The organism is Shewanella sp. FJAT-52076 (assembly GCF_019457455.1).
Taxonomy (GTDB): domain Bacteria; phylum Pseudomonadota; class Gammaproteobacteria; order Enterobacterales; family Shewanellaceae; genus Shewanella; species Shewanella zhangzhouensis.
Genome location: NZ_CP080415.1, coordinates 4,064,293 through 4,082,228, shown reverse-complemented (window position 1 = coordinate 4,082,228; position 17,936 = coordinate 4,064,293). Strand labels below are relative to the sequence as shown.

Sequence of the window (17,936 nt, the reverse complement as noted above, 5' to 3'; positions counted from 1 at the left end):
GTCATTTTAACGTAAAGCGTATCCTCAGGGATACCTTCCCAGGCGGCACGGAATTACCGATGAAGCCTTGGCTTCGAAAACGGCCCAGTGCCAACACAGACCGGTACCAAAGATGTCAAAGAAAGGTTTTTTCTCCTGGTTCCGCCGGGACAAGGATGATGCGGCCGCAAAACAGGCCGAAGCAGAACACGCGATCGTCGAACAGGATCAGGCAGCAAGCGCCGGGGCCGAACAGGCTGAGGCTGAGCGTTTAGAAGCCGAGCGTAATGCCGCCGAACAAGTCGAGCAGGAACGCATTGCTGCCGAGCAGGCCGTAGCCGAAGCTGCCCGCCTGGAAGCAGAACGTCAGGAAGTGGCCCGTCTTGCAGCCGAGCAGCTGGAAGCCGAGCGCCTCGCCGCCGAACAAGCTGAGCAGGAACGCATTGCTGCCGAGCAGGCCGCAGCCGAGGCTGCCCGCCTGGAAGCAGAACGTCAGGAAGTGGCCCGTGTTGCCGCTGAGCAGCTGGAAGCCGAGCGCATTGCCGCCGAACAAGCCGAGCAGGAGCGCATTGCTGCCGAGCAGGCCGCAGCCGAAGCTGCCCGCTTGGAAGCAGAACGCCAGGAAGTGGCCCGTCTTGCAGCCGAGCAGCTGGAAGCCGAGCGCATTGCCGCCGAACAAGCCGAGCAGGAGCGCATCGCCGCCGAACAAGCCGAGCAGGAACGCATTGCCGCTGAGCAGGCCGCAACCGAGACTGCCCGCCTGGAAGCAGAACGTCAGGAAGTGGCCCGTGTTGCAGCCGAGCAGCTGGAAGCCGAGCGCATCGCCGCCGAACAAGCCGAGCAAGAACGCATTGCTGCCGAGCAGGCCGCTGCCGAAGCTACAGCGGTTCAAACTGAGCAGGCAGAAGAAGTTCAGCCAGAGCCTCAGGCCAAGCCGGTGAAGGAGGGCTTCTTCGCCCGTCTGAAGCGTGGCCTGATGCGCACCAGCGAGAACATAGGCAGTGGCTTTATCGGCCTGTTCCGCGGTAAGAAAATTGATGATGAGCTGTTTGAAGAGCTGGAAGAGCAGCTGCTGATTGCCGACGTGGGTGTAGAAACCACCTCAAGGCTTATCAAGAGCCTGACCGAGCATGCCAGCCGCAGACAGCTGAAAGACGCCGAGGCTCTGTACGAACTGCTGCGTGAAGAAATGCAGCGCACCCTGGAGCCGGTCAGCGTGCCTCTGGTGCCGGAAAATGCACAGGGCCCCTATGTGATCCTGATGGTGGGTGTAAATGGTGTGGGTAAAACCACCACCATCGGCAAGCTTGCCAAGCAGTACCAGAGCCAGGGCAAGAGCGTAATGCTGGCCGCCGGCGATACCTTCCGCGCCGCCGCCGTTGAGCAGCTTCAGGTGTGGGGCCAGCGCAACAATATCCCCGTGGTGGCGCAGCATACCGGTGCCGACAGTGCCTCTGTGCTGTTTGATGCGCTGCAATCGGCCAAGGCCAAGGGTGTGGACGTGCTGATTTGCGACACCGCCGGTCGTCTGCAGAACAAAAACCATCTGATGGAAGAGCTGAAAAAAGTCGTGCGGGTAATGAAGAAGCTCGACGAGAGCGCACCTCACGAAGTCATGCTGACCCTGGATGCCAGCACGGGCCAGAATGCCATCAGCCAGGCCAAGCTGTTCCAGGAAGCCGTGGGTGTAACGGGTATCTCCATTACCAAGCTCGATGGTACTGCCAAGGGCGGAGTTATCTTTGCCATTGCCGATAAATTTGGTATTCCTATCCGTTACATAGGTGTTGGCGAACAGATTGACGATCTGCGGGTATTTAACGCCCGCGACTTTATCGATGCCCTGTTCAGTCAGGAGAAAACGGATAACCCATGATTCGATTTGAGCAGGTCAGCAAGGTCTACCCCGGTGGTCAGAAGGCCCTATCCGATGTGAATTTCCATCTGCGCCGTGGCGAGATGGCGTTTCTCACCGGCCATTCGGGGGCGGGAAAGAGCACCCTGCTCAAACTCATTACGGTTATCGAACGTGCCAGTGCCGGTAAGGTGTTTATCAACGGCCACGATATCGCCGATATCAGCCGCCGTCATGTACCTTACCTGCGCCGTGAAATAGGCATGATTTTCCAGAATCACCATCTGTTGATGGACAGAAGCGTATTCGACAATGTGGCGCTGCCACTGGTGATAGAAGGCTTCAGCCACGGTGAAATCAAAAAACGGGTCGCCGCTGCGCTGGATATGGTGGGCCTGTATGGCAAAGAGCGCCATAACCCCATCATGCTCTCCGGCGGTGAACAGCAGCGGGTCGGCATCGCCCGCGCCATAGTTAACAAGCCGGCCCTGCTGCTGGCCGACGAGCCCACCGGCAACCTGGATCCCAAGCTGTCCATGGACATCTTGCGATTATTCGAAACCTTCAACGATGCCGGCACCAGCGTGCTGATTGCCACCCACGATCTGGGGCTGATAGCCCGGATGAAATACCGCACCCTGACCCTGCGTCAGGGCCGTATGTTGGGGGCGCGCGAAATCGGCGAGCCTCTGCGTCCGGGTGTATAAGGAGCCAAGATGCGCGAACATGGCGAACTGACCCGCAGCAAGCTGCCCATCAGTGGGCAAATCGTGATGTTTTTCATCCGTCACATTCAGCAGGGCATGGCCAGTATCGGTGAGCTGTGGCGTAATCCGGTATCGTCGCTGATGACCATGGCGGTGCTGGGGGTGAGCCTGAGTCTGCCTGCCGCGCTGCAGGTGCTGGTAAAAAACGCCGATACCATTACCCAATCCTGGAACAACGCCGCCGAAATCTCGCTGTTTATTGAAGAAGGCAAGAACGAGCAGGCGATTCAGAGTCTTATCTCCCGTATCAAGGTGTACCCGGAAGTTGCCGAGGTGCACTACATCAATCGTGACCAAGCCCTGGCGGAGTTTCAGCGTCTCTCCGGCTTTGGCGAGGCTCTGTCGTATCTCGAGTCCAATCCACTGCCCGCCGTGGTGACTGTGCTACCCACCGAGAAATACTCCAGCCCCATAGGCGCCCGTGAGCTGTTGACCAAGCTTGAGCGCGAGCAGGGCGTCAGCTTTGGCCGCCTCGACATCGAATGGCTGGAACGGCTGCAGGCCGTGGTGCGCTTGCTTGAGCGCACTGTGCTTGCCATCGCCGCGCTCCTGGTTGTGGCTGTGGTGCTCATCATAGGCAACACCATTCGGCTGGCGATTATGAACCGGCGCAACGAAATCGAGGTGATGAAGCTGGTCGGGGCCACAGAGGCTTTTATTCAACGGCCATTTTTGTACACCGGCATCTGGTATGGGGTGATTGGCGGCATGCTGGCCTGGATCATCATCAATCTGCTGGTGTGGTATCTCGATGGTGCCATTGCCGAGTTGCTTGGGCTCTACGGCAGCGATATCGAAATGGCTTCCTTAAGCTTCACCGAATTGGTACAGCTGGTCTTTTTGGCCTCATTCCTCGGCTGGCTTGGCTCATATTTATCAGTGCGTCAGCATCTTAGGGCAATTGAACCATCCTGAGTCAGCGGGTGCAGTGGCTGATAAATGAACGAATGTTCACTTGTGATGTCCAACCTGCAGAGCCAAAATAGCGACCTGTGCCCAGCACGCGAACCCGGTATGCCGGATGCTTGCTTGACATGACATGTCAGATGGCCGATAGTTCATCAGCCCGGTTTGGCCGCCATCCGGCGTCAGCTACGGGCAAATGTGAGAAGTAATCAGGAGTACCAATGACTGGACAAACGCAATCAATGGCGCTGATGGTCCCCCAGGGAGCCAGTAGTCTTGAAGCTTATATTCACTCGGTCAACAGCATGCCCATGCTGGAGGCAGAGCAGGAGTATCAGCTCGCCAAGCGTTTGCAGGAAACCGGTGACCTGCAGGCAGCAAAGCAGCTGATTATGTCCCACCTGCGCTTTGTGGTTCATGTGGCCAAGAGCTACTCAGGCTATGGCCTGCCACAGGCAGACCTGATCCAGGAAGGCAACATAGGTCTGATGAAGGCCGTTAAACGTTTTGACCCCGATGTGGGTGTGCGTTTGGTGTCTTTTGCCGTGCACTGGATCAAGGCAGAAATTCACGAATATGTGCTGAAAAACTGGCGCATTGTTAAAGTGGCCACCACCAAGGCACAGCGCAAGCTGTTCTTTAATCTGCGTAAAGCCAAACAGCGTCTGGGCTGGTTCTCGGACGACGAAGTGGCCATGGTGGCAGAAAACCTGGGTGTGTCCAAAGACGATGTGACCGAGATGGAGTCGCGTATGGCGGCTCAGGATCAAGCCTTCGATTTGGTGAACGATCACGACGACGATGAAGGCTTTGCCCCGGTGCATTATCTGGAAGACCACTCTTCCGACTTGGCCGCCAACATTGAAAACGACAACTGGGAATCCAATGCCCAGAATCGTTTGATTGCCGCCATCAAGACCCTCGATGAGCGCAGCCAGCACATTCTGCGTGCCCGCTGGTTGGATGACGATAAGGTCACCCTTCAGGAGCTGGCCGAGCAGTATCAGGTGTCTGCCGAGCGTATCCGTCAGCTTGAAAAGAATGCCATGAACAAGCTCAAGGCGCGCATGGAAGCCTGATAAGCTTCCCAAAACGAAAACCGGCCCAATGGCCGGTTTTTTGTTTTTGGTGATCCGTCAGGCATCCACTGATTTTGGTGCCCTGAGCCTCACTGTGGTTCACTGGCGCACAGCACTGCGGCCACCACCGACTTGCGGTTGGTTTTCAGGCCACTGGTTGTCATCTCGGGCCAGGCTTGATAACTGCGAGGCCGTTTAAAGCGGGCGATACGGCTTGCAAGAAAGTCATCCAATTCCGCTTGGGTCGGCATGGCATTCCGGCAGCGCAGCAGCGCATGGGGTAGCAGGCCAAAAGTGTTATCGGCTTTGGGATAAACGATGGCCTCCAGCACCTGTGGATGCTGGCACAGCGCCGCTTCAATTTCTTCCGGGTGCAGGTTTTCGCCGCCACAGATAAACATGTTATCGAGTCGTCCCGACACAAAAAGCCTGCCGGCTTCGTCCAGATGGCCGCAATCTCGGGTGGCAAACCAGCCCTTATCGGTGAGCGGTAACCTGAGACCATTATCCTCAAGATATCCCAGGAACAGAGTCTCGCCCCGCACCTGAATTTCCCCCTGATGGATTCTGAGCTCCCGTCCCGGCAACAGGGTACCGCTTGCGCCCTGGCTATTGGCCGGGCCTGTGGTGATTTGTGAGCTCATTTCTGTCATGCCGTAACTGGTAAAGGCACAGATCCCCAGCGCCTCCAGTCGTGAAAGCAAAGCGCCACCGATGGCGCCGCCCCCCAGCAGCAACGCCTTGACCGACTTAAGTGAATCTGGCGAGTCCTCAAGCAGGGCAGTGAGCTGCGCCGCCACCAAAGAGACATGGGTGGGTAACAGTGCTGACATGGCCTGGGCCACTGACAGTTGTATTGTCGATGCTTGCTGCTGTGGCAACACTACCGCAGCACCCGCGAGGGCGCAGCGATTGAGAATGGCAATACCACCGATATGAAACAGCGGCAGTGACAGCAGCCAGCGATCACCCGGCGACAGCGGAATAAGGCCTCGTGCCCCCTCGGCGCTGGCAATGTGATTGGCCAGAGCATGCACCGCCGCCTTGGGCTCGCCCGTGGAGCCTGAACTCAGCACCAGATTAACCGGCTGCGACAAATCTAGGGTTGCGGCGACAAGAGGTGCCTCGGTGCTTGCGGCCATCCCGCTGGTCGTGTCCTCAAGGTGGATACGGGGCAATGCCGGGCAAAGGCTTTCAAGCGCCGGGGCGTGCAGGGCATCAAGGGCAAAACGACGTATCAGGCCTTCAAGCTGAGATTCTGGGAAGCGCCATGACAGGGGGCAAAAAAGTGCGCCCGCTTCGGCGCAGGCCCAGTAGAGGATTATCTGCTCGACACTGTTGGGCCCAACCACCCCGAGACGCGTTATATCTTGCGCCCTAAGCTGTCTGGCAACCTCACGCACCCGCCTGGCCAGCACCTCGAAAGACAAGGTGTATTCCGGCGTTATCAGTGCAGGGGCGTCGGGCCAGGTGGCCGCTGCTTGCTGCAGGGGCGAGATGGACAGTTGAGGGTTGACTGAACGCTGCGGGCTGATTGAACGCTGAGGGCTCATAGCAGCGAGGCTCCGAGTTCACAGCCAAGCACAGGGCCTGGGGCTTCTGGCGTGAGGCAACGTTTTTGCCCGTGTGAGACGATGCAGTCGGCTTCAAAGGGAAACAAGGTGTCGAGCCCTGGCGCTTCGTCCGGGGTGACCTGTTTGGCAAAGGCCGCCAGCGCGGCTATGCCCAGAGATGACTCCAGTGCCGAGCTGATAACGCAGCGAATGCCCCGCGAATGGGCTTCGTCAATCAACGCCTGTACCCGGGCGGGCGAGCCGAGCAGCATGGGCTTTAACACCAATGTTCTGAGTCCCTGTGACTGGGGATCTTCTGGGAAGTGAAAGTCTGACAGGGCAAGAGACTCATCCAGGGCATAGCCGATGCCAACGGCCCGAAAGAGTGCGGGATTGTCAGCCGGATTGCGACAGGGCTCTTCGATATAGTCGATTGCTGCCCCGGGCAGACATGCACAAAAATCAATGGCATCGTCCAGTTCAAAGCCCTGATTGGCGTCGAGACGCAGCTTCAGCTGTGGTCGCTCTGCAAGAATCGAATGGATGAGTTTAAGCTCGGTCTCCATGGAGGTTTGGCCCACCTTCACCTTCACGAATCGGGTATGTGCCGGCAGCGCTTTGACGCGTTTTCGAACGGCCTCCAGCGGCTCGTCCTGGGCAAGGTAAATGAGCGGAATGCCGGGCATTGGGTGGGCTATGTCATCGGACAACGGCTCGCTAAGTTGTTCGTTGAGTTGGGCAGCGAGTATACCAAGCCCCCAGGCTACCGATGCTTCAGAAACCGACTCGGCCATGGCTTCAAGCTCGGCCACCCAATCAGCTTCGTCTGATGATGTTATGCCAGCCAAGCCGCTTTTTAACGTATTAATGCAGTCGTCAATGGACTCGGCGCTGAAACCAATGATGGGGGCGCCATCCATATCCGGGCCGCTTAAGGGCGCAATCTCGGCGAACACTCGCCGCTCGCCGATGCGTGCCTCTAACACCAAACCCGCGCGATGCATGATGCGCTGCTTACCCACGGGCAGCGGGCGACTGAGGGCGATGCGATAGGGATAAAGGGCAAAAGAAGGTTCAGACATGCGATTGACCCGCGCTGGAGTGATGGAATATGCCCTGAAGCAGGCAGTGTGCAAAGCGGCCGGGCTGCTCGGCATGGCAATTGTGACCGGCGCCTTCAATTGTAAACAATCGAATATCCGCTTGTTGCTGCTGCCACTGGTTGGCGAGGGCGGTAAATTTCTGGTCTTGCTCGCCCACATACAGATTCACCGGGCAGGGCAAGTTGGCTGGCACCGCTCTGAGGTCCTGTTGATTTGCCAGTGAGGTGGCCAGATACATCTGCAACAGGGCCTGGCGGTGTTTGTCTTGATGCTGGGCACAGCGCTTTGCCACCAGAGCATGGCGGGCGGTGTCATCGAGATGGGCAAATACGCCCTGACGATACCAGGCATCGAGAAAATCGGGCAGGGGTTCAGTGGCCAGTCGTTTGGCCCATAGGCTATCGGCGGCAAGCCGCTCGGCCCTGGCGATGTTGCTCTCAAGGCCCGGATGACAGGACTCAAGGTTAAGGCTCAGCAGACTTTTTGGGGCCAGACGTGCCATATGCAGCGCCAGGCGGCCACCGAGGGAATAACCGAGCAGGTGAAACTCAGTTACGTTCTGCTTGGCAAGCCAGTGGAGCAGGCCGAGGCAGACCTTGTCAAACGGGCTGCTGCCGTTGCCATCAAGCTGATGTTCGGCCTTATCGCCGAACTGCACCTCAAACGGGGCTGAGCCGTGCCCGGGTAAGTCGGGTGTCAGCAGCCGAAAATGGGGCTCAAGTTCGGAAGCCAATGTGTCCCAATCGCTGCCGCTGCCTAAAAAACCATGTAATAACAGCAGGCAGGGCTTCAGCGGCTGCGTATCCACTCTGCCATTCTCCTTATCTGATTACTGGCCTGGTCCTGAGCCACAGTCACTTCAATCACAGAGGCGCCCGGATGTTCCAGGGCCGCCTGATAGGCATCGATAAAGGCCTCCATATCTTCGGCCCGGTCGTAGGGCAGGCCAAACATGGCGGCGCCGTAGCCAAACTCCAGCCCATGGCTGAGGCGATAGAAATCGCTGCGCAGCTCTTCTGTGGGGACTGGCAGCAAGTTGAAGATATTGCCGCCATCGTTATTGAGTACAACTATTACCAGCGGCGATTGGCAATCCCGGGCGAGCGCCAGAGAGTTCAAATCGTGCAGCGCCGATAAATCCCCGAGAATCAGGGTGGTGGGTCGTCCTCTATGACGGGCTACACCGCAGGCGGTGGCGATAAGACCATCGATGCCGGAAGCGCCCCTGTTGGTATAGGTAGATGCGGCGCAGCAGCCAATGGGCGCAAACATGTCATAGAGGCGCACCGGTAGGCTGTTACCGATAAAGAGTTGCTGCTCGGCGGTATGGCTGGCGGCGATAGCGCGAATAACCTGCGCCTCACCGAATTCGCCACCATCGATATGGTGGATAAAATCCTGCTCAACCGACTGATTTAAAGCGATAAGCTGCGCCGCCCAGTTGGCCTCCGACGAGCGCGGCCATTCGAGGGCGCAAGCATCACCAGCCCGGCCGAGCCAAAGTTGCTTGTTGCTGTGGCTGGGGTCGAGCCTTTCCTGATGGGGCAATACCTGCCAGTAACTGTGCCAGTCTTTTTCAGCCAGATAACTGATAAGGCGTTTCGACAGAAGCCTACCGCCAAAGACCAGCACCCGTTCGGCCTGTTCCAACAGGGCACGGGCCTTGGGATTCAGCAGCAGCTGATCGATATGGCCTATGGCGCCCGGATGCTGACGCAGCTGGCTTTGAGCATCGGTCAGCAGTGGCCAACCCAGCTTTTGCGATAGTGTGATGAGTTCAATAGGTGCTTCGGCTTCGGTCAGCGTGCCCGCCACTATCACCCCTTTGCCATGGACAAAGCGCATCATGGCATCCCGGGGGGGGAAGGCGCTGAAGCTGGCATTGGCCACCGACAGATACGGCGCCTGGGTATCCTGCCACTGGCCAAGACGACTTAAATAACTGTCGAATTGCTCGAACCTGTGTTCTGAGGGATACAAAGGCTCGGGGTACATGCAATTGATATGCAGCGGCCGGTCGAGATTTGCCAATTGTTCATCGAGGGCACTGAGCAGCACTTCCGGGCCAATTCGCAGGTCGGGAGTCGGCAGATTGAGCTGGCGGGCATAACTGCCAAAAATACCGGGCTGTTCAATGGCCTGATTGGCGCCGCAGCCAATCAGTTCCCAGGGTCTGTCGCCGGAGAGAATAATCAGGGGGACGTGGGTCAGGGATGCTTCCACAATGGCCGGATACAGGTTGGCCACGGCGGTGCCCGAGGTGGTGATGATGGCGACGGGCGCTTTGCTGGCTTTTGCCAGTCCGAGCGCGAGGAAACCCAGCCCCCGTTCATCAAAATGCAGATGCCGGGTCAGCTTATCCTGGGCGGCGGCAGCCAGCGTCAGTGGCGTTGAACGGGAGCCCGGCGCCATACACAGGTGCATTACACCGTGGCGGGTGAGCTCCTCCAGAATCAAAGAGCCCCACAACAAATTGAGTTCGGCAGTACTCGAATGCAAGTGATCCATGGTGAAAAGGGATTGGATAACAATGACCTTAGTGTACCCCTAACCTTGCTGGTTAACAGGCTAATTTTGTCAGACTTAGATTAGGGAAGGTGCGAATAAGTCCCGTGCTTGCTCTGCGTGAGCTTAAAGTGGATAGATGCAAGGCACAGTTTGCTGCGAATGGCCCTAGTCCTTCGCAAGAACTGTAACGCAGCAGATACCGCTGTAAGCCACGCCCTGCGGGGCTTTGATAGCAACACCATTTCGGCGTTATTCAACTTCAGCAGGCCTCGGCATGCCCTCAGTTGAATGCCTTGAACTGTCGCTGCTATCAAAGCCAGAGCTGTGCGACGACTTGTTCGCACCTTCCTGAGGTCTCGCTAATTGTCCCGACATCCGTCGATTTGGCTTAACAACCAGATTGGATTGAACACCTGCCCATCACAACAGGGCGATTTCATCGGCGCTATTAGCCAGAGTGCTCGGGAAGTCCCGTTGGATTAATAACCCAAGCACTCAGTAACTCGCTGATAGCCACATTCACATGCGTTGGGTCTGTGCCTGGTCTCAGGGCGCGAGATTATTAATCCACTCACTCATCACCACATGAGTTTTGATTTTGACAATTTCGGTGTGGGTGTCGATATATTCGCGGATTTCGTGCAGGCGGCGCATGGAAGGGGCATGGACATACACCAGCAGATCCATATCTCCTGAGATCCCATGGCAGGTGAGCACTTCAGGAATGGCATGGAACACGTGCACCACATCGGCGCAGCGGGGGCACTTATGCTGAATTTCAAAGTAGGCCGACACGCCTTCTTTTTGCGATTCAGACAGGAGTACCTGATAGCCGCGGATCACTCCCGATTGCTCGAGTTTTTTAATACGTTCGGAGACTGCACTGCGGGACAGATTCACTTCGTCGGCAATGGTTGAAATGCTTCTTCTGGCATCCTGGCGCAATGCCTGAATAATGGCCTGGTCAAACTTGTCCAACCTGGAACTCCTCGATAACTTGAGCTTGCCGACGAAATGTCGGAATTGTCTTTAATAACCGCCAAAATGATGGCGTAAGTTCACCTTGTGCGGGAAAAGGGCGGCAGAATGTGGCGCTGCTCACAGCTATACTTTGCCTAACTTTCCACAGCAATAATCTAACAGATGGAACATATCAAAGGAACGATCGGTCGCTGGCAAGGCGCCGGACTCATGGCCACCACTTTATTGGGCACAGGGGTGTTTATCTTACCGCAGATGACACTGGCAAAAGCCGGTACCAGCGCGCTCTGGGCCTGGGCATTGCTTACCCTGGCCATTATCCCGGTGACTTTGGTGTTTGGCCGTTTGGCAAGCCGGTTTCCCCATGCCGCCGGCCCGGCCTTCTTTGTGGAAAAAGCCTTTGGCCGCACCCTGGGGCGGAGCATTGGGCTTATCTTTTTGCTGGTGATCCCCATGGGCGCTCCCGCCGCCATTTTGATGACATTTCAGTTTGTCACTGCTCTGTTGCCATTGGCGGGTGTTGAGTTGCTATTGGCGCAGCTTTTGGTCATAGGTCTCCTGTGGTTCGCCAATTTAAAAGGCTTGCAGGTGTCCGCCAAGGCGCAATTTGCACTGACCCTGGGAATAGTGGCCGTGGTGCTCGCGCTCTTTATGGGCCTGGGTGTACAGCATCAAACCGTCGAATTGCCGGATTTTGAATCAGCCTGGCAGACCGGCCCCATGATGCTGGCTGCGGGTATCGCCTTCTGGAGCTTTCTGGGGGTCGAGGCCATGACTCACCTGGCCCACGATTTTCGTGAGCCGGAAAAAGACATGATCCCCGCAATGATGCTTGGCACTGTGCTGGTGGGGCTGATTTATCTGGGTTGCACCAGTTTGTTGTGGCTGGTGCCATCCGGCACGGGCGTCGCCATGATGGGGGTATTCGACACCCTGCTTGGGGGCGGAGGTGTACAGGTAATCGGCATTCTGGGCGTGTCAGCGGGCCTTGCCACAGTAAACGTTTATGCCGGCAGTGCCGCACGTTTGCTGTGGAGCTTCAGCCGCGAGGGCATCATGCCCCGTTACTTCCAACGCCTGAATGACCACGGCGTCCCCGTGCGTGCGCAAACCGCTATTTTGGGCGCCATGGCGTTGGTGCTGACGCTGGTGTTTGTGTTTGAGCAGGATCTGGAACAGCTGATCGCCTGGAGTAACGGGGTGTTTGTAATTATCTATGCCATGTCCATGTTGGCAGCCTGGCGTTTACTCGGTGCTTCTTCGCGGCTCTGGATCCTGTTGGGGCTGGGGTTTTGCCTGGCGCTTGGGGTGTCACTCGGTGAGCGTATGGCTTATGCGGTACTTTTGCTGATGATGGTGTTGCCCCTGCTGTGGTGGCAGAAGGGGCATTTACAGCGTAAAGCGGGTGGCGCCTGTTAAATCCGCTGATCCAGACTGAAATCGAGGCGAATTTGCTGGTTACTCACACCAACGGGTTTACCATCGACCATCTTGGGTTTGTACTTCCAACGCTTCACCGCATCGCGAGCAGCAGCATCGAAGGTGCGTTTGGGGTTGGCGTCCAGCACACGCACATTGGTGGTGCTGCCATCGGCAGCGATATCAAAACCCACTACCACAAAGCCTTCTTTGCCGTTTTGGGCGGCGCTGATGGGGTAGTTGGGCTGGATTTGCACAACGGGCACGGCGTCATAATCTGAGTTGCCGAAGTTTGAGCCGCCTTGGGATACGGGTGGCAGTTCTATGGTGGGGGAGTCGATGGGCACTCCTGTTCCTGAGCTTTCCCCGGTTGTGGCGATTTCCACCGGTTTTATTGGCTCTGGCTTGGGTGGAGGCGTAGTGTTCCGAACTGGCCTGAGTTCTTCTCTGTCCGGCATAGTCACCTGAAGCTCCGGTGTTGCCGTTGGCTCCTGGTACTCCACCGGCGGCTGTTTTACCAGATAGGCCATAAAGACGAACAGCCCCAGGGTGACCAAGGCGCCCAACATGCCCAGCGTACCTTTTTGCATCAGCGATTTACCCATATCCACCTTCCTGTGTTGTATTGGCTTTCACTGATATAGCTAGCAGTTCGAAATTTAACCGGAAAACATTTTCTTACACTTTTCCTCAATAAAAGCAAATATTTACAAATAATAAACAGATAAAAAACCTTTTATTTACCAAAATGGTGGTGCAAGTCACTTTTGGGGGAAAATATGAAAGCTGTCACTGTATGGAGTTTACTGGCCTTGAGCCTTTGCACCACCGCCATGGCCGATGCCCGCGAAATCGGTCCGCATATTCGCGATGCCATGGCCGATCAAGCCCGGCCTGAAGCCGACCGGGGACGGGATATCCAGCGAAAGCCGGATCTTATCCTGAGTTACTTTGAGGTGGCACCCGGACAAAAGGTGCTGGACCTCTTTTCCGGTGGTGGATATTACACCGAGCTGCTCGCCCGCGCTGTTGGAAGAGATGGTCGGGTGGTGGCCCACAACAATCAGGCTTACCTGCCATTCGCCGGAGATGAACTCAAGCAAAGGGACTACGCTGCCCGCCTGCCCAATGTGGAAACCCTGCTGGCGGAAGCCAACGACCTGCACTTTGTCGACCAGAGTTTTGACAGGATTTTTTTCGTGCTGGGATTTCATGATGCGCTCTACAGCACCAAGGACTGGCCAGCTATCGACCTGGATAAGCTGGTGGCCCTGATGCAAAAATCGCTTAAGTCCGGCGGCCAGGTTGCGATTATTGATCACAGGGCAAAACCCGGCAGTGGAGCCGATGTGGCAGAGCAGCTGCACCGTATGGATCCCGCTCTGGTAATCGCAACAATGACTGAGGCAGGTTTCAGGTTCGATGGAGAGCTGGATGCATTGGCCAACAAGGCCGATCCGCTGGATATCTCAGTATTTGATAAAAGAATACGGGGTCATAGCGACCGATTCGTACTTAAGTTTACTAAACCCTGAACCCGGCTGGCGGCTGCTGCTTCTGGACTATAGTTTATCTGTTACCCAGAGGAGAACGTCCCATGCATTCAGCCGCACTGCTTCAAAAAGTTGATGAATTACCAAGGCTTCCCAAAGCCATAGCCGAACTCTTGGATATAGTGAATAACGAAGATTCCACCGTTAAAGCCGTCTCCGAGAAACTGTCCCATGACCCAGTGCTCAGCGCGCGGGTGCTCCGGCTTGCCAACTCTGCCCGTTTCGGGTGTTCACGGGAGGTGGGTACCATTGATGATGCCGTCGTGCGCCTGGGTATGCAGACCCTGAGGACCTTGGTTATTGCGTCGGCTGTGGTCGGCGCGGTTCCCAAGGTGGAAGGCTTCGACCTGGCCGATTTTTGGGGCAATACCTTTGAAGTGGCCATTATCTGTCAGGAGCTGGCAAAACGTCTGGGAACCCTGCCCGAAGAGGCCTTTACCTGCGGTATTTTGCATTCCATCGGAGAGTTGTTGATAGTCAATGGCGATCCGGCTGTGGCGGCTACCATCTCAGCCGCCGTTGCCGAAGGTGCTGATCGAAATCTGATGGAAAAAGAGATGTTGGGTTACGACAATGCCGAAATTGGGGCTCTGCTGGCCCAGAATTGGAAGTTTACGCCTGCGCTGGTGAAGGGCATTCAGTTTCAGAATCATCCCAAATCTGCCGAACCCTACTCCAAACTCGCCGGTATGTTGGCCATGGCGAAGCAAATTGCCGCCGACTGGGACAAAATTCCCGATGACGAGCGCACCAGTTGGCTGGCTCAGATTAATATTCTGGCCGGGATCAAGGTGGATTTGGGGGGACTTGCTGAGAAGCTTGCCAAAATGCATGGCCAGGGCATGGAAATGGGCAAACAGCTGGCTTAGCCAGCCTTTGCCTGATTACGCAGCTGTATCAGCTCACTGTGTTTGAGATAGAGCAGATCGGCCGTTTTACGGATGATCTGCTCTTCGTATTGGCATAATTCACCGTCGGAGAAGGCCAGTTGCCACATGGCCAGGATCAGGGCCTGCTTCTCTGCCAAGTCAAACTGCCTGTTTATCAGGTCTGTGTATTCAAACAATGAAATCGCCTGCTGATGGCGGTCGATGGCGTTTGTCATCAGGGCATGGGCTTCATCGACGCTCACCCCGGTGAGCCTGGCAATGAATTCCGGCAGCAAACGCTGTTCGCTGCCGGACAGATCTTCGTCTGCCAACACTACTTCAATCAAGAGTGCTGCCGCCGCTTCTGACTGCGTCAAACGGGGGCCAGTGTCACCCAGACGCTGGTTCAGCAACTTTTTCAGTGCACTAATCATCATGGCCTCCCGTGACGTTTATGAGTTACAGCAGGCTTCCCAAGCCTTTCATCAGTAAGCCAACAGTATCATCACCGGCAGTGCTTTGAAGATAGTTTTTGGCAACATCCACCATGGGAGCCGCCAACTCACGGGAAATACCCAGTTTTTCAAAAGCATCGTATACCATAGCACTGCCTTGCAGTGAGCTGCCAAGGCCTCCGGCCTTGGACAGCAGGCCAGACATACCAGTGTTGCTGTTAAGAGCAGGGACTGCTGAAAGCATCTGATCAGCGCCGGGGATGGCATCAGTCAGGCTGGAGAACTCGCTGCCGCTCAGGCTACCCTGTGCCATTTTAAGCAGTGCGCCCATGCCACCCTCGGCCTGGTTTTGATTTAACCCCAGGGCCATCAGGTCTCCCAGCAAGTAGCTGCTTTGTGCCTGAGTGGTCTGCGTGGCTGGCTGGGCGGTAGCGCCACTCACTTGCTTCAGGGTGTCGGAGGCCAGTGAGCCCAGATCCACTGCATTGGCGGAAGAAGACAGTGCCATGGCGGAGAAAACCAGTGAAAGGGCAGTGATTCGTTTCATTCAGTGACGTCCTGTAGGTGATTCATCTCAAAGTCAGGGGGCTATTCTAGACAAAGCGCGGTAAAAAATGCACGGAATTTGCGTCATATCATGGTGGATAGCTGCTTAAGGCCTGTGCATGCATGGGGGTTTTTGGGTATTCTAGGCGCACAAAATAAGGGGTCCATTTCCGGTCAGGCAGCCGAGTCTGTCGTCTGGATTGAATTTAACGTTAATCGGTTGGAAAGACATATGTCACTGTCCGTTATATTGAGCGAAGCTTATAACTTTTTTCGCAATCACCTGGGTCAACTCGCGGCTCTGACGATTCCGCTGCTTTTGGCGCAGACAGGTATCCAGCTGTGGCTGGGCAGTGAATTTGCCAAAGTTGATGTCAACAATCCGCAGTTTGGCTCACCACACTTTTTCGCCATGATGATGATGCTCATCATTTTCTCTGTTTTGATTGCCGCCCTGACGCTGTACTTGCAGCTGCGTAGCGAAGGCCATGAACTGTCCACTGGCGCTGTGCTCAAGGCCAGTTTGCCTTTTGTCCCACCGCTGCTGCTGGCGGGAGTGTTTTCCGGCATGGCGATCGCGGCACCCGTGATTATTGCAGCCGCCTTTGGCCCCCTGTGGCTGATTGGTTTGGGTATCAGCCTCTACCTTTTTGCTCGCCTGGCCTATGTGAACTTTATGGTGGTGGTGGAACGTCTGACGCCCCTTGAGGCCATCAAGGCCAGCTTCCGCTTTTCGTCTTCCATCGTGTCCAAAACCGTGGCCCTGCTGCTGTTGTATGTGCCCCTGTCTCTGGTGGGCGGCACCCTGTCGCAACTGGTGGCCGGTGTTGGGCTTCCGCTTCAACTGATTGTTGATGCGGGATTTTCCTTTGTTGCTCTGTTTGTTAACGTGGCGCTGTTCCGCCTCTACATGGTTAACAGAACTCAGGCTTAAGGAGCAAAGCGGATGGCTGGCAAGGGACTGACAGATACCGCAATGATTGCGGCCTTCGATGACGACCTTGCCAAGGAATATCGCCGCGCCAGACGCTTTGCCAAAGATGTCCCCGCCCAGGCGCTGCTGACACTGCGCAGCGCCCTCTACAAGCTCACCGGTATCCTGGCCGCAGGCCGCCTGACCTTCGAGAGCCCCAATCTTTACAACCGCATTGAGGCCTTGTCACAGGCGCGTTTGCTGGGGGTGCGTCAGGTCCGTGCCATGCACAGGCTCAGGGCCGACGGTAACCGTGGCGCCCATCCGGAAAAATATCATCTCGATGAGGCGTCGCTGCTTGCACTGGCAAACAAGGCGCTGCTGAATTTTTGCCAGCTGGTGTCCGAGTTGTCGGGTGCAACCCACTTCGAATTTGAACCCCTCGATGAGCTCAGCAACAGAGAACTCTGCTACAGGGCTGTTATGGCGGATGATGCCGAGGCACAGTATCTGCTGGGGATGGCCTTTAAAACCCAGGGCTTACTGGCCCGGGATGCGCAGCAAGGGCCGGATGATGAGCCCACAGCGTCAGCGGCGCTGGCGAAGGCGCAATATTGGTTTACCCAGGCAGCAAACAGCCTTGCGGTGGCCCGCTATGAATTGGGGGTGGCGTTTCTGCATGCTTATCAGGGACAGGTCGATGAGGCCAAAGGTATTTCCCTGATTGCCGAGGCCGCCACGCAAGGCGTGGAAGATGCAAAGGCCTTGCTGGGATACTTTGCGCTGACCGGACAGGGCATGGCCGTGGATCTGCCCAGGGCCGAATTTCTGCTGACCGAGGCTACACAAGGCGGCCATACCGAGGCCGAAGCCAACCTTGGGGTGCTCAGGTACCAGCAGGGGCGCCTCGAGGATGCATTCAGGCATATTGAATCGGCGGCGCGGGGCGGTTTCCCACAGGCGCAGTATCATGTGTCCCTGATGCTGAGTCGGGGTGAGGGCTGCCGGGTTGATGCCCTTGGCGCCGAGCGCTGGCTGGCCGAGGCTGCCGAGCAAGGGCAGCTGGACGCCATGTTGGCGCGTGCCCGGCATATGCTCCATGATGAGGCCACCCTCGGCAGTGATTTAACCCTCGCCGAAGATTACCTGCGTAAAGTCATCAGATTCAGTCAGAATGTGCCCGCCATGCTGGAGCTGTCGATGGCGCTTGCCGATGGCATTCTGGGGCGTATTGATGTGGTCGAGGCGGCAACCTTGCTTGGCGAGGCTGCACGGCTTGCCAATGACGAAGAGCGCGCCATCATCACGCCACTGTGGCAGTCCCTGGCGACCCAGATTGAAAATGTGTTGCAGCTTTCGGTGAATGCTGACGAAAAAAAGGCCCTGGAGAGAGCCAAAGAACTGCTTTTGGAGATGCCGGGGCAGGGTGAGAGCGCCCCGGAGCAGTGAT

At 56.5% G+C, this 17,936-nt stretch carries 17 protein-coding genes; 9 read left to right on the top strand and 8 right to left on the bottom strand.

Features of this window, described 5'->3' with window-relative positions; translation table 11 throughout:
• The first annotated feature begins 112 nt into the window (after positions 1-112).
• The 4 genes from ftsY to rpoH all read left to right on the top strand — a co-directional run bounded on the left by ftsY (position 113) and on the right by rpoH (position 4,586).
• Positions 113-1,855, top strand: coding sequence for a signal recognition particle-docking protein FtsY (ftsY, locus tag K0H79_RS18070; protein ID WP_220076752.1), 1,743 nt, complete (start codon positions 113-115; stop codon positions 1,853-1,855).
• Complete coding sequence (gene ftsE / locus K0H79_RS18065; protein ID WP_203325351.1) at positions 1,852-2,541, top strand: cell division ATP-binding protein FtsE; 690 nt, start codon at positions 1,852-1,854, stop codon at positions 2,539-2,541. Before ftsY ends, ftsE begins: the two co-directional genes overlap by 4 nt.
• Positions 2,542-2,550: 9 nt before the next feature.
• A complete protein-coding gene (gene ftsX, locus K0H79_RS18060; protein ID WP_220066025.1) occupies positions 2,551-3,516 on the top strand; it encodes a permease-like cell division protein FtsX in 966 nt (321 codons plus the stop codon).
• Positions 3,517-3,728: 212 nt separating this feature from the next.
• Entirely contained in the window at positions 3,729-4,586 is an 858-nt protein-coding gene (rpoH, locus tag K0H79_RS18055; protein WP_011761571.1) for an RNA polymerase sigma factor RpoH, read from the top strand.
• An 89-nt stretch (positions 4,587-4,675) separates the two neighbouring features.
• On the opposite strand, the gene menE is transcribed toward rpoH, so the two are convergent.
• From menE to K0H79_RS18030, 5 genes are all read right to left on the bottom strand, one after another.
• The gene (gene menE, locus K0H79_RS18050) at positions 4,676-6,139 is read right to left on the bottom strand and encodes an o-succinylbenzoate--CoA ligase (RefSeq protein WP_220076751.1); all 1,464 of its coding nucleotides are present in this window, start codon (positions 6,137-6,139) and stop codon (positions 4,676-4,678) included.
• Entirely contained in the window at positions 6,136-7,221 is a 1,086-nt protein-coding gene (gene menC, locus K0H79_RS18045; protein WP_220076750.1) for an o-succinylbenzoate synthase, read from the bottom strand. Before menC ends, menE begins: the two co-directional genes overlap by 4 nt.
• Positions 7,214-8,050 (bottom strand): 2-succinyl-6-hydroxy-2,4-cyclohexadiene-1-carboxylate synthase, encoded by an 837-nt coding sequence (gene menH / locus K0H79_RS18040; RefSeq protein WP_220076749.1) that lies wholly within the window; start codon positions 8,048-8,050, stop codon positions 7,214-7,216. Before menH ends, menC begins: the two co-directional genes overlap by 8 nt.
• Positions 8,032-9,750, bottom strand: a complete 1,719-nt coding sequence (gene menD / locus K0H79_RS18035) for a 2-succinyl-5-enolpyruvyl-6-hydroxy-3-cyclohexene-1-carboxylic-acid synthase (RefSeq protein WP_220076748.1) — start codon at positions 9,748-9,750, stop codon at positions 8,032-8,034. The genes menH and menD overlap by 19 nt, the downstream gene beginning before the upstream one ends.
• Positions 9,751-10,296: 546 nt before the next feature.
• Positions 10,297-10,728 (bottom strand): Lrp/AsnC family transcriptional regulator, encoded by a 432-nt coding sequence (locus tag K0H79_RS18030; protein ID WP_203325344.1) that lies wholly within the window; start codon positions 10,726-10,728, stop codon positions 10,297-10,299.
• A gap of 165 nt (positions 10,729-10,893) precedes the next feature.
• Here K0H79_RS18030 and yjeH point away from each other — a divergent pair, with 165 nt between their 5' ends.
• On the top strand, positions 10,894-12,150 hold the full coding sequence (gene yjeH / locus K0H79_RS18025; RefSeq protein WP_220076747.1) for an L-methionine/branched-chain amino acid transporter: 1,257 nt from the start codon (positions 10,894-10,896) through the stop codon (positions 12,148-12,150).
• Here yjeH and K0H79_RS18020 read toward each other — a convergent pair.
• Entirely contained in the window at positions 12,147-12,755 is a 609-nt protein-coding gene (locus K0H79_RS18020; RefSeq protein ID WP_220076746.1) for an energy transducer TonB, read from the bottom strand. The two genes, yjeH and K0H79_RS18020, sit on opposite strands and share 4 nt — an antisense overlap.
• 174 nt (positions 12,756-12,929) lie before the next feature.
• Between K0H79_RS18020 and K0H79_RS18015 the strand changes: the two genes are divergently transcribed.
• A complete protein-coding gene (locus K0H79_RS18015) occupies positions 12,930-13,685 on the top strand; it encodes a class I SAM-dependent methyltransferase (RefSeq protein WP_220076745.1) in 756 nt (251 codons plus the stop codon).
• A gap of 62 nt (positions 13,686-13,747) precedes the next feature.
• A complete protein-coding gene (locus K0H79_RS18010; RefSeq protein ID WP_220076744.1) occupies positions 13,748-14,572 on the top strand; it encodes an HDOD domain-containing protein in 825 nt (274 codons plus the stop codon).
• On the opposite strand, the gene K0H79_RS18005 is transcribed toward K0H79_RS18010, so the two are convergent.
• Complete coding sequence (locus tag K0H79_RS18005; protein ID WP_220076743.1) at positions 14,569-15,006, bottom strand: TerB family tellurite resistance protein; 438 nt, start codon at positions 15,004-15,006, stop codon at positions 14,569-14,571. The genes K0H79_RS18010 and K0H79_RS18005 overlap by 4 nt on opposite strands.
• 25 nt (positions 15,007-15,031) lie before the next feature.
• Positions 15,032-15,574 (bottom strand): DUF2780 domain-containing protein, encoded by a 543-nt coding sequence (locus K0H79_RS18000; RefSeq protein WP_220076742.1) that lies wholly within the window; start codon positions 15,572-15,574, stop codon positions 15,032-15,034.
• A gap of 231 nt (positions 15,575-15,805) precedes the next feature.
• Between K0H79_RS18000 and K0H79_RS17995 the strand changes: the two genes are divergently transcribed.
• Both K0H79_RS17995 and K0H79_RS17990 read left to right on the top strand, forming a co-directional pair.
• Positions 15,806-16,507 (top strand): hypothetical protein, encoded by a 702-nt coding sequence (locus K0H79_RS17995; protein WP_220076741.1) that lies wholly within the window; start codon positions 15,806-15,808, stop codon positions 16,505-16,507.
• 12 nt (positions 16,508-16,519) lie between these two features.
• Positions 16,520-17,935 (top strand): DUF4145 domain-containing protein, encoded by a 1,416-nt coding sequence (locus tag K0H79_RS17990; RefSeq protein ID WP_220076740.1) that lies wholly within the window; start codon positions 16,520-16,522, stop codon positions 17,933-17,935.
• The last annotated feature ends 1 nt before the right edge of the window (position 17,936 follow it).

Excerpts from the sequence above, each read along its gene's own strand:
- ftsY (WP_220076752.1), top strand. The coding sequence starts at position 113 with ATGTCAAAGAAAGGTTTTTTCTCCTGGTTCCGCCGGGACAAGGATGAT.
- ftsE (WP_203325351.1), top strand. The coding sequence starts at position 1,852 with ATGATTCGATTTGAGCAGGTCAGCAAGGTCTACCCCGGTGGTCAGAAG.
- ftsX (WP_220066025.1), top strand. The coding sequence starts at position 2,551 with ATGCGCGAACATGGCGAACTGACCCGCAGCAAGCTGCCCATCAGTGGG.
- rpoH (WP_011761571.1), top strand. The coding sequence starts at position 3,729 with ATGACTGGACAAACGCAATCAATGGCGCTGATGGTCCCCCAGGGAGCC.
- menE (WP_220076751.1), bottom strand. The coding sequence starts at position 6,139 with ATGAGCCCTCAGCGTTCAATCAGCCCGCAGCGTTCAGTCAACCCTCAA.
- menC (WP_220076750.1), bottom strand. The coding sequence starts at position 7,221 with ATGTCTGAACCTTCTTTTGCCCTTTATCCCTATCGCATCGCCCTCAGT.
- menD (WP_220076748.1), bottom strand. The coding sequence starts at position 9,750 with ATGGATCACTTGCATTCGAGTACTGCCGAACTCAATTTGTTGTGGGGC.
- yjeH (WP_220076747.1), top strand. The coding sequence starts at position 10,894 with ATGGAACATATCAAAGGAACGATCGGTCGCTGGCAAGGCGCCGGACTC.
- K0H79_RS18020 (WP_220076746.1), bottom strand. The coding sequence starts at position 12,755 with ATGGGTAAATCGCTGATGCAAAAAGGTACGCTGGGCATGTTGGGCGCC.
- K0H79_RS18015 (WP_220076745.1), top strand. The coding sequence starts at position 12,930 with ATGAAAGCTGTCACTGTATGGAGTTTACTGGCCTTGAGCCTTTGCACC.
- K0H79_RS18010 (WP_220076744.1), top strand. The coding sequence starts at position 13,748 with ATGCATTCAGCCGCACTGCTTCAAAAAGTTGATGAATTACCAAGGCTT.
- K0H79_RS18005 (WP_220076743.1), bottom strand. The coding sequence starts at position 15,006 with ATGATTAGTGCACTGAAAAAGTTGCTGAACCAGCGTCTGGGTGACACT.
- K0H79_RS18000 (WP_220076742.1), bottom strand. The coding sequence starts at position 15,574 with ATGAAACGAATCACTGCCCTTTCACTGGTTTTCTCCGCCATGGCACTG.
- K0H79_RS17995 (WP_220076741.1), top strand. The coding sequence starts at position 15,806 with ATGTCACTGTCCGTTATATTGAGCGAAGCTTATAACTTTTTTCGCAAT.
- K0H79_RS17990 (WP_220076740.1), top strand. The coding sequence starts at position 16,520 with ATGGCTGGCAAGGGACTGACAGATACCGCAATGATTGCGGCCTTCGAT.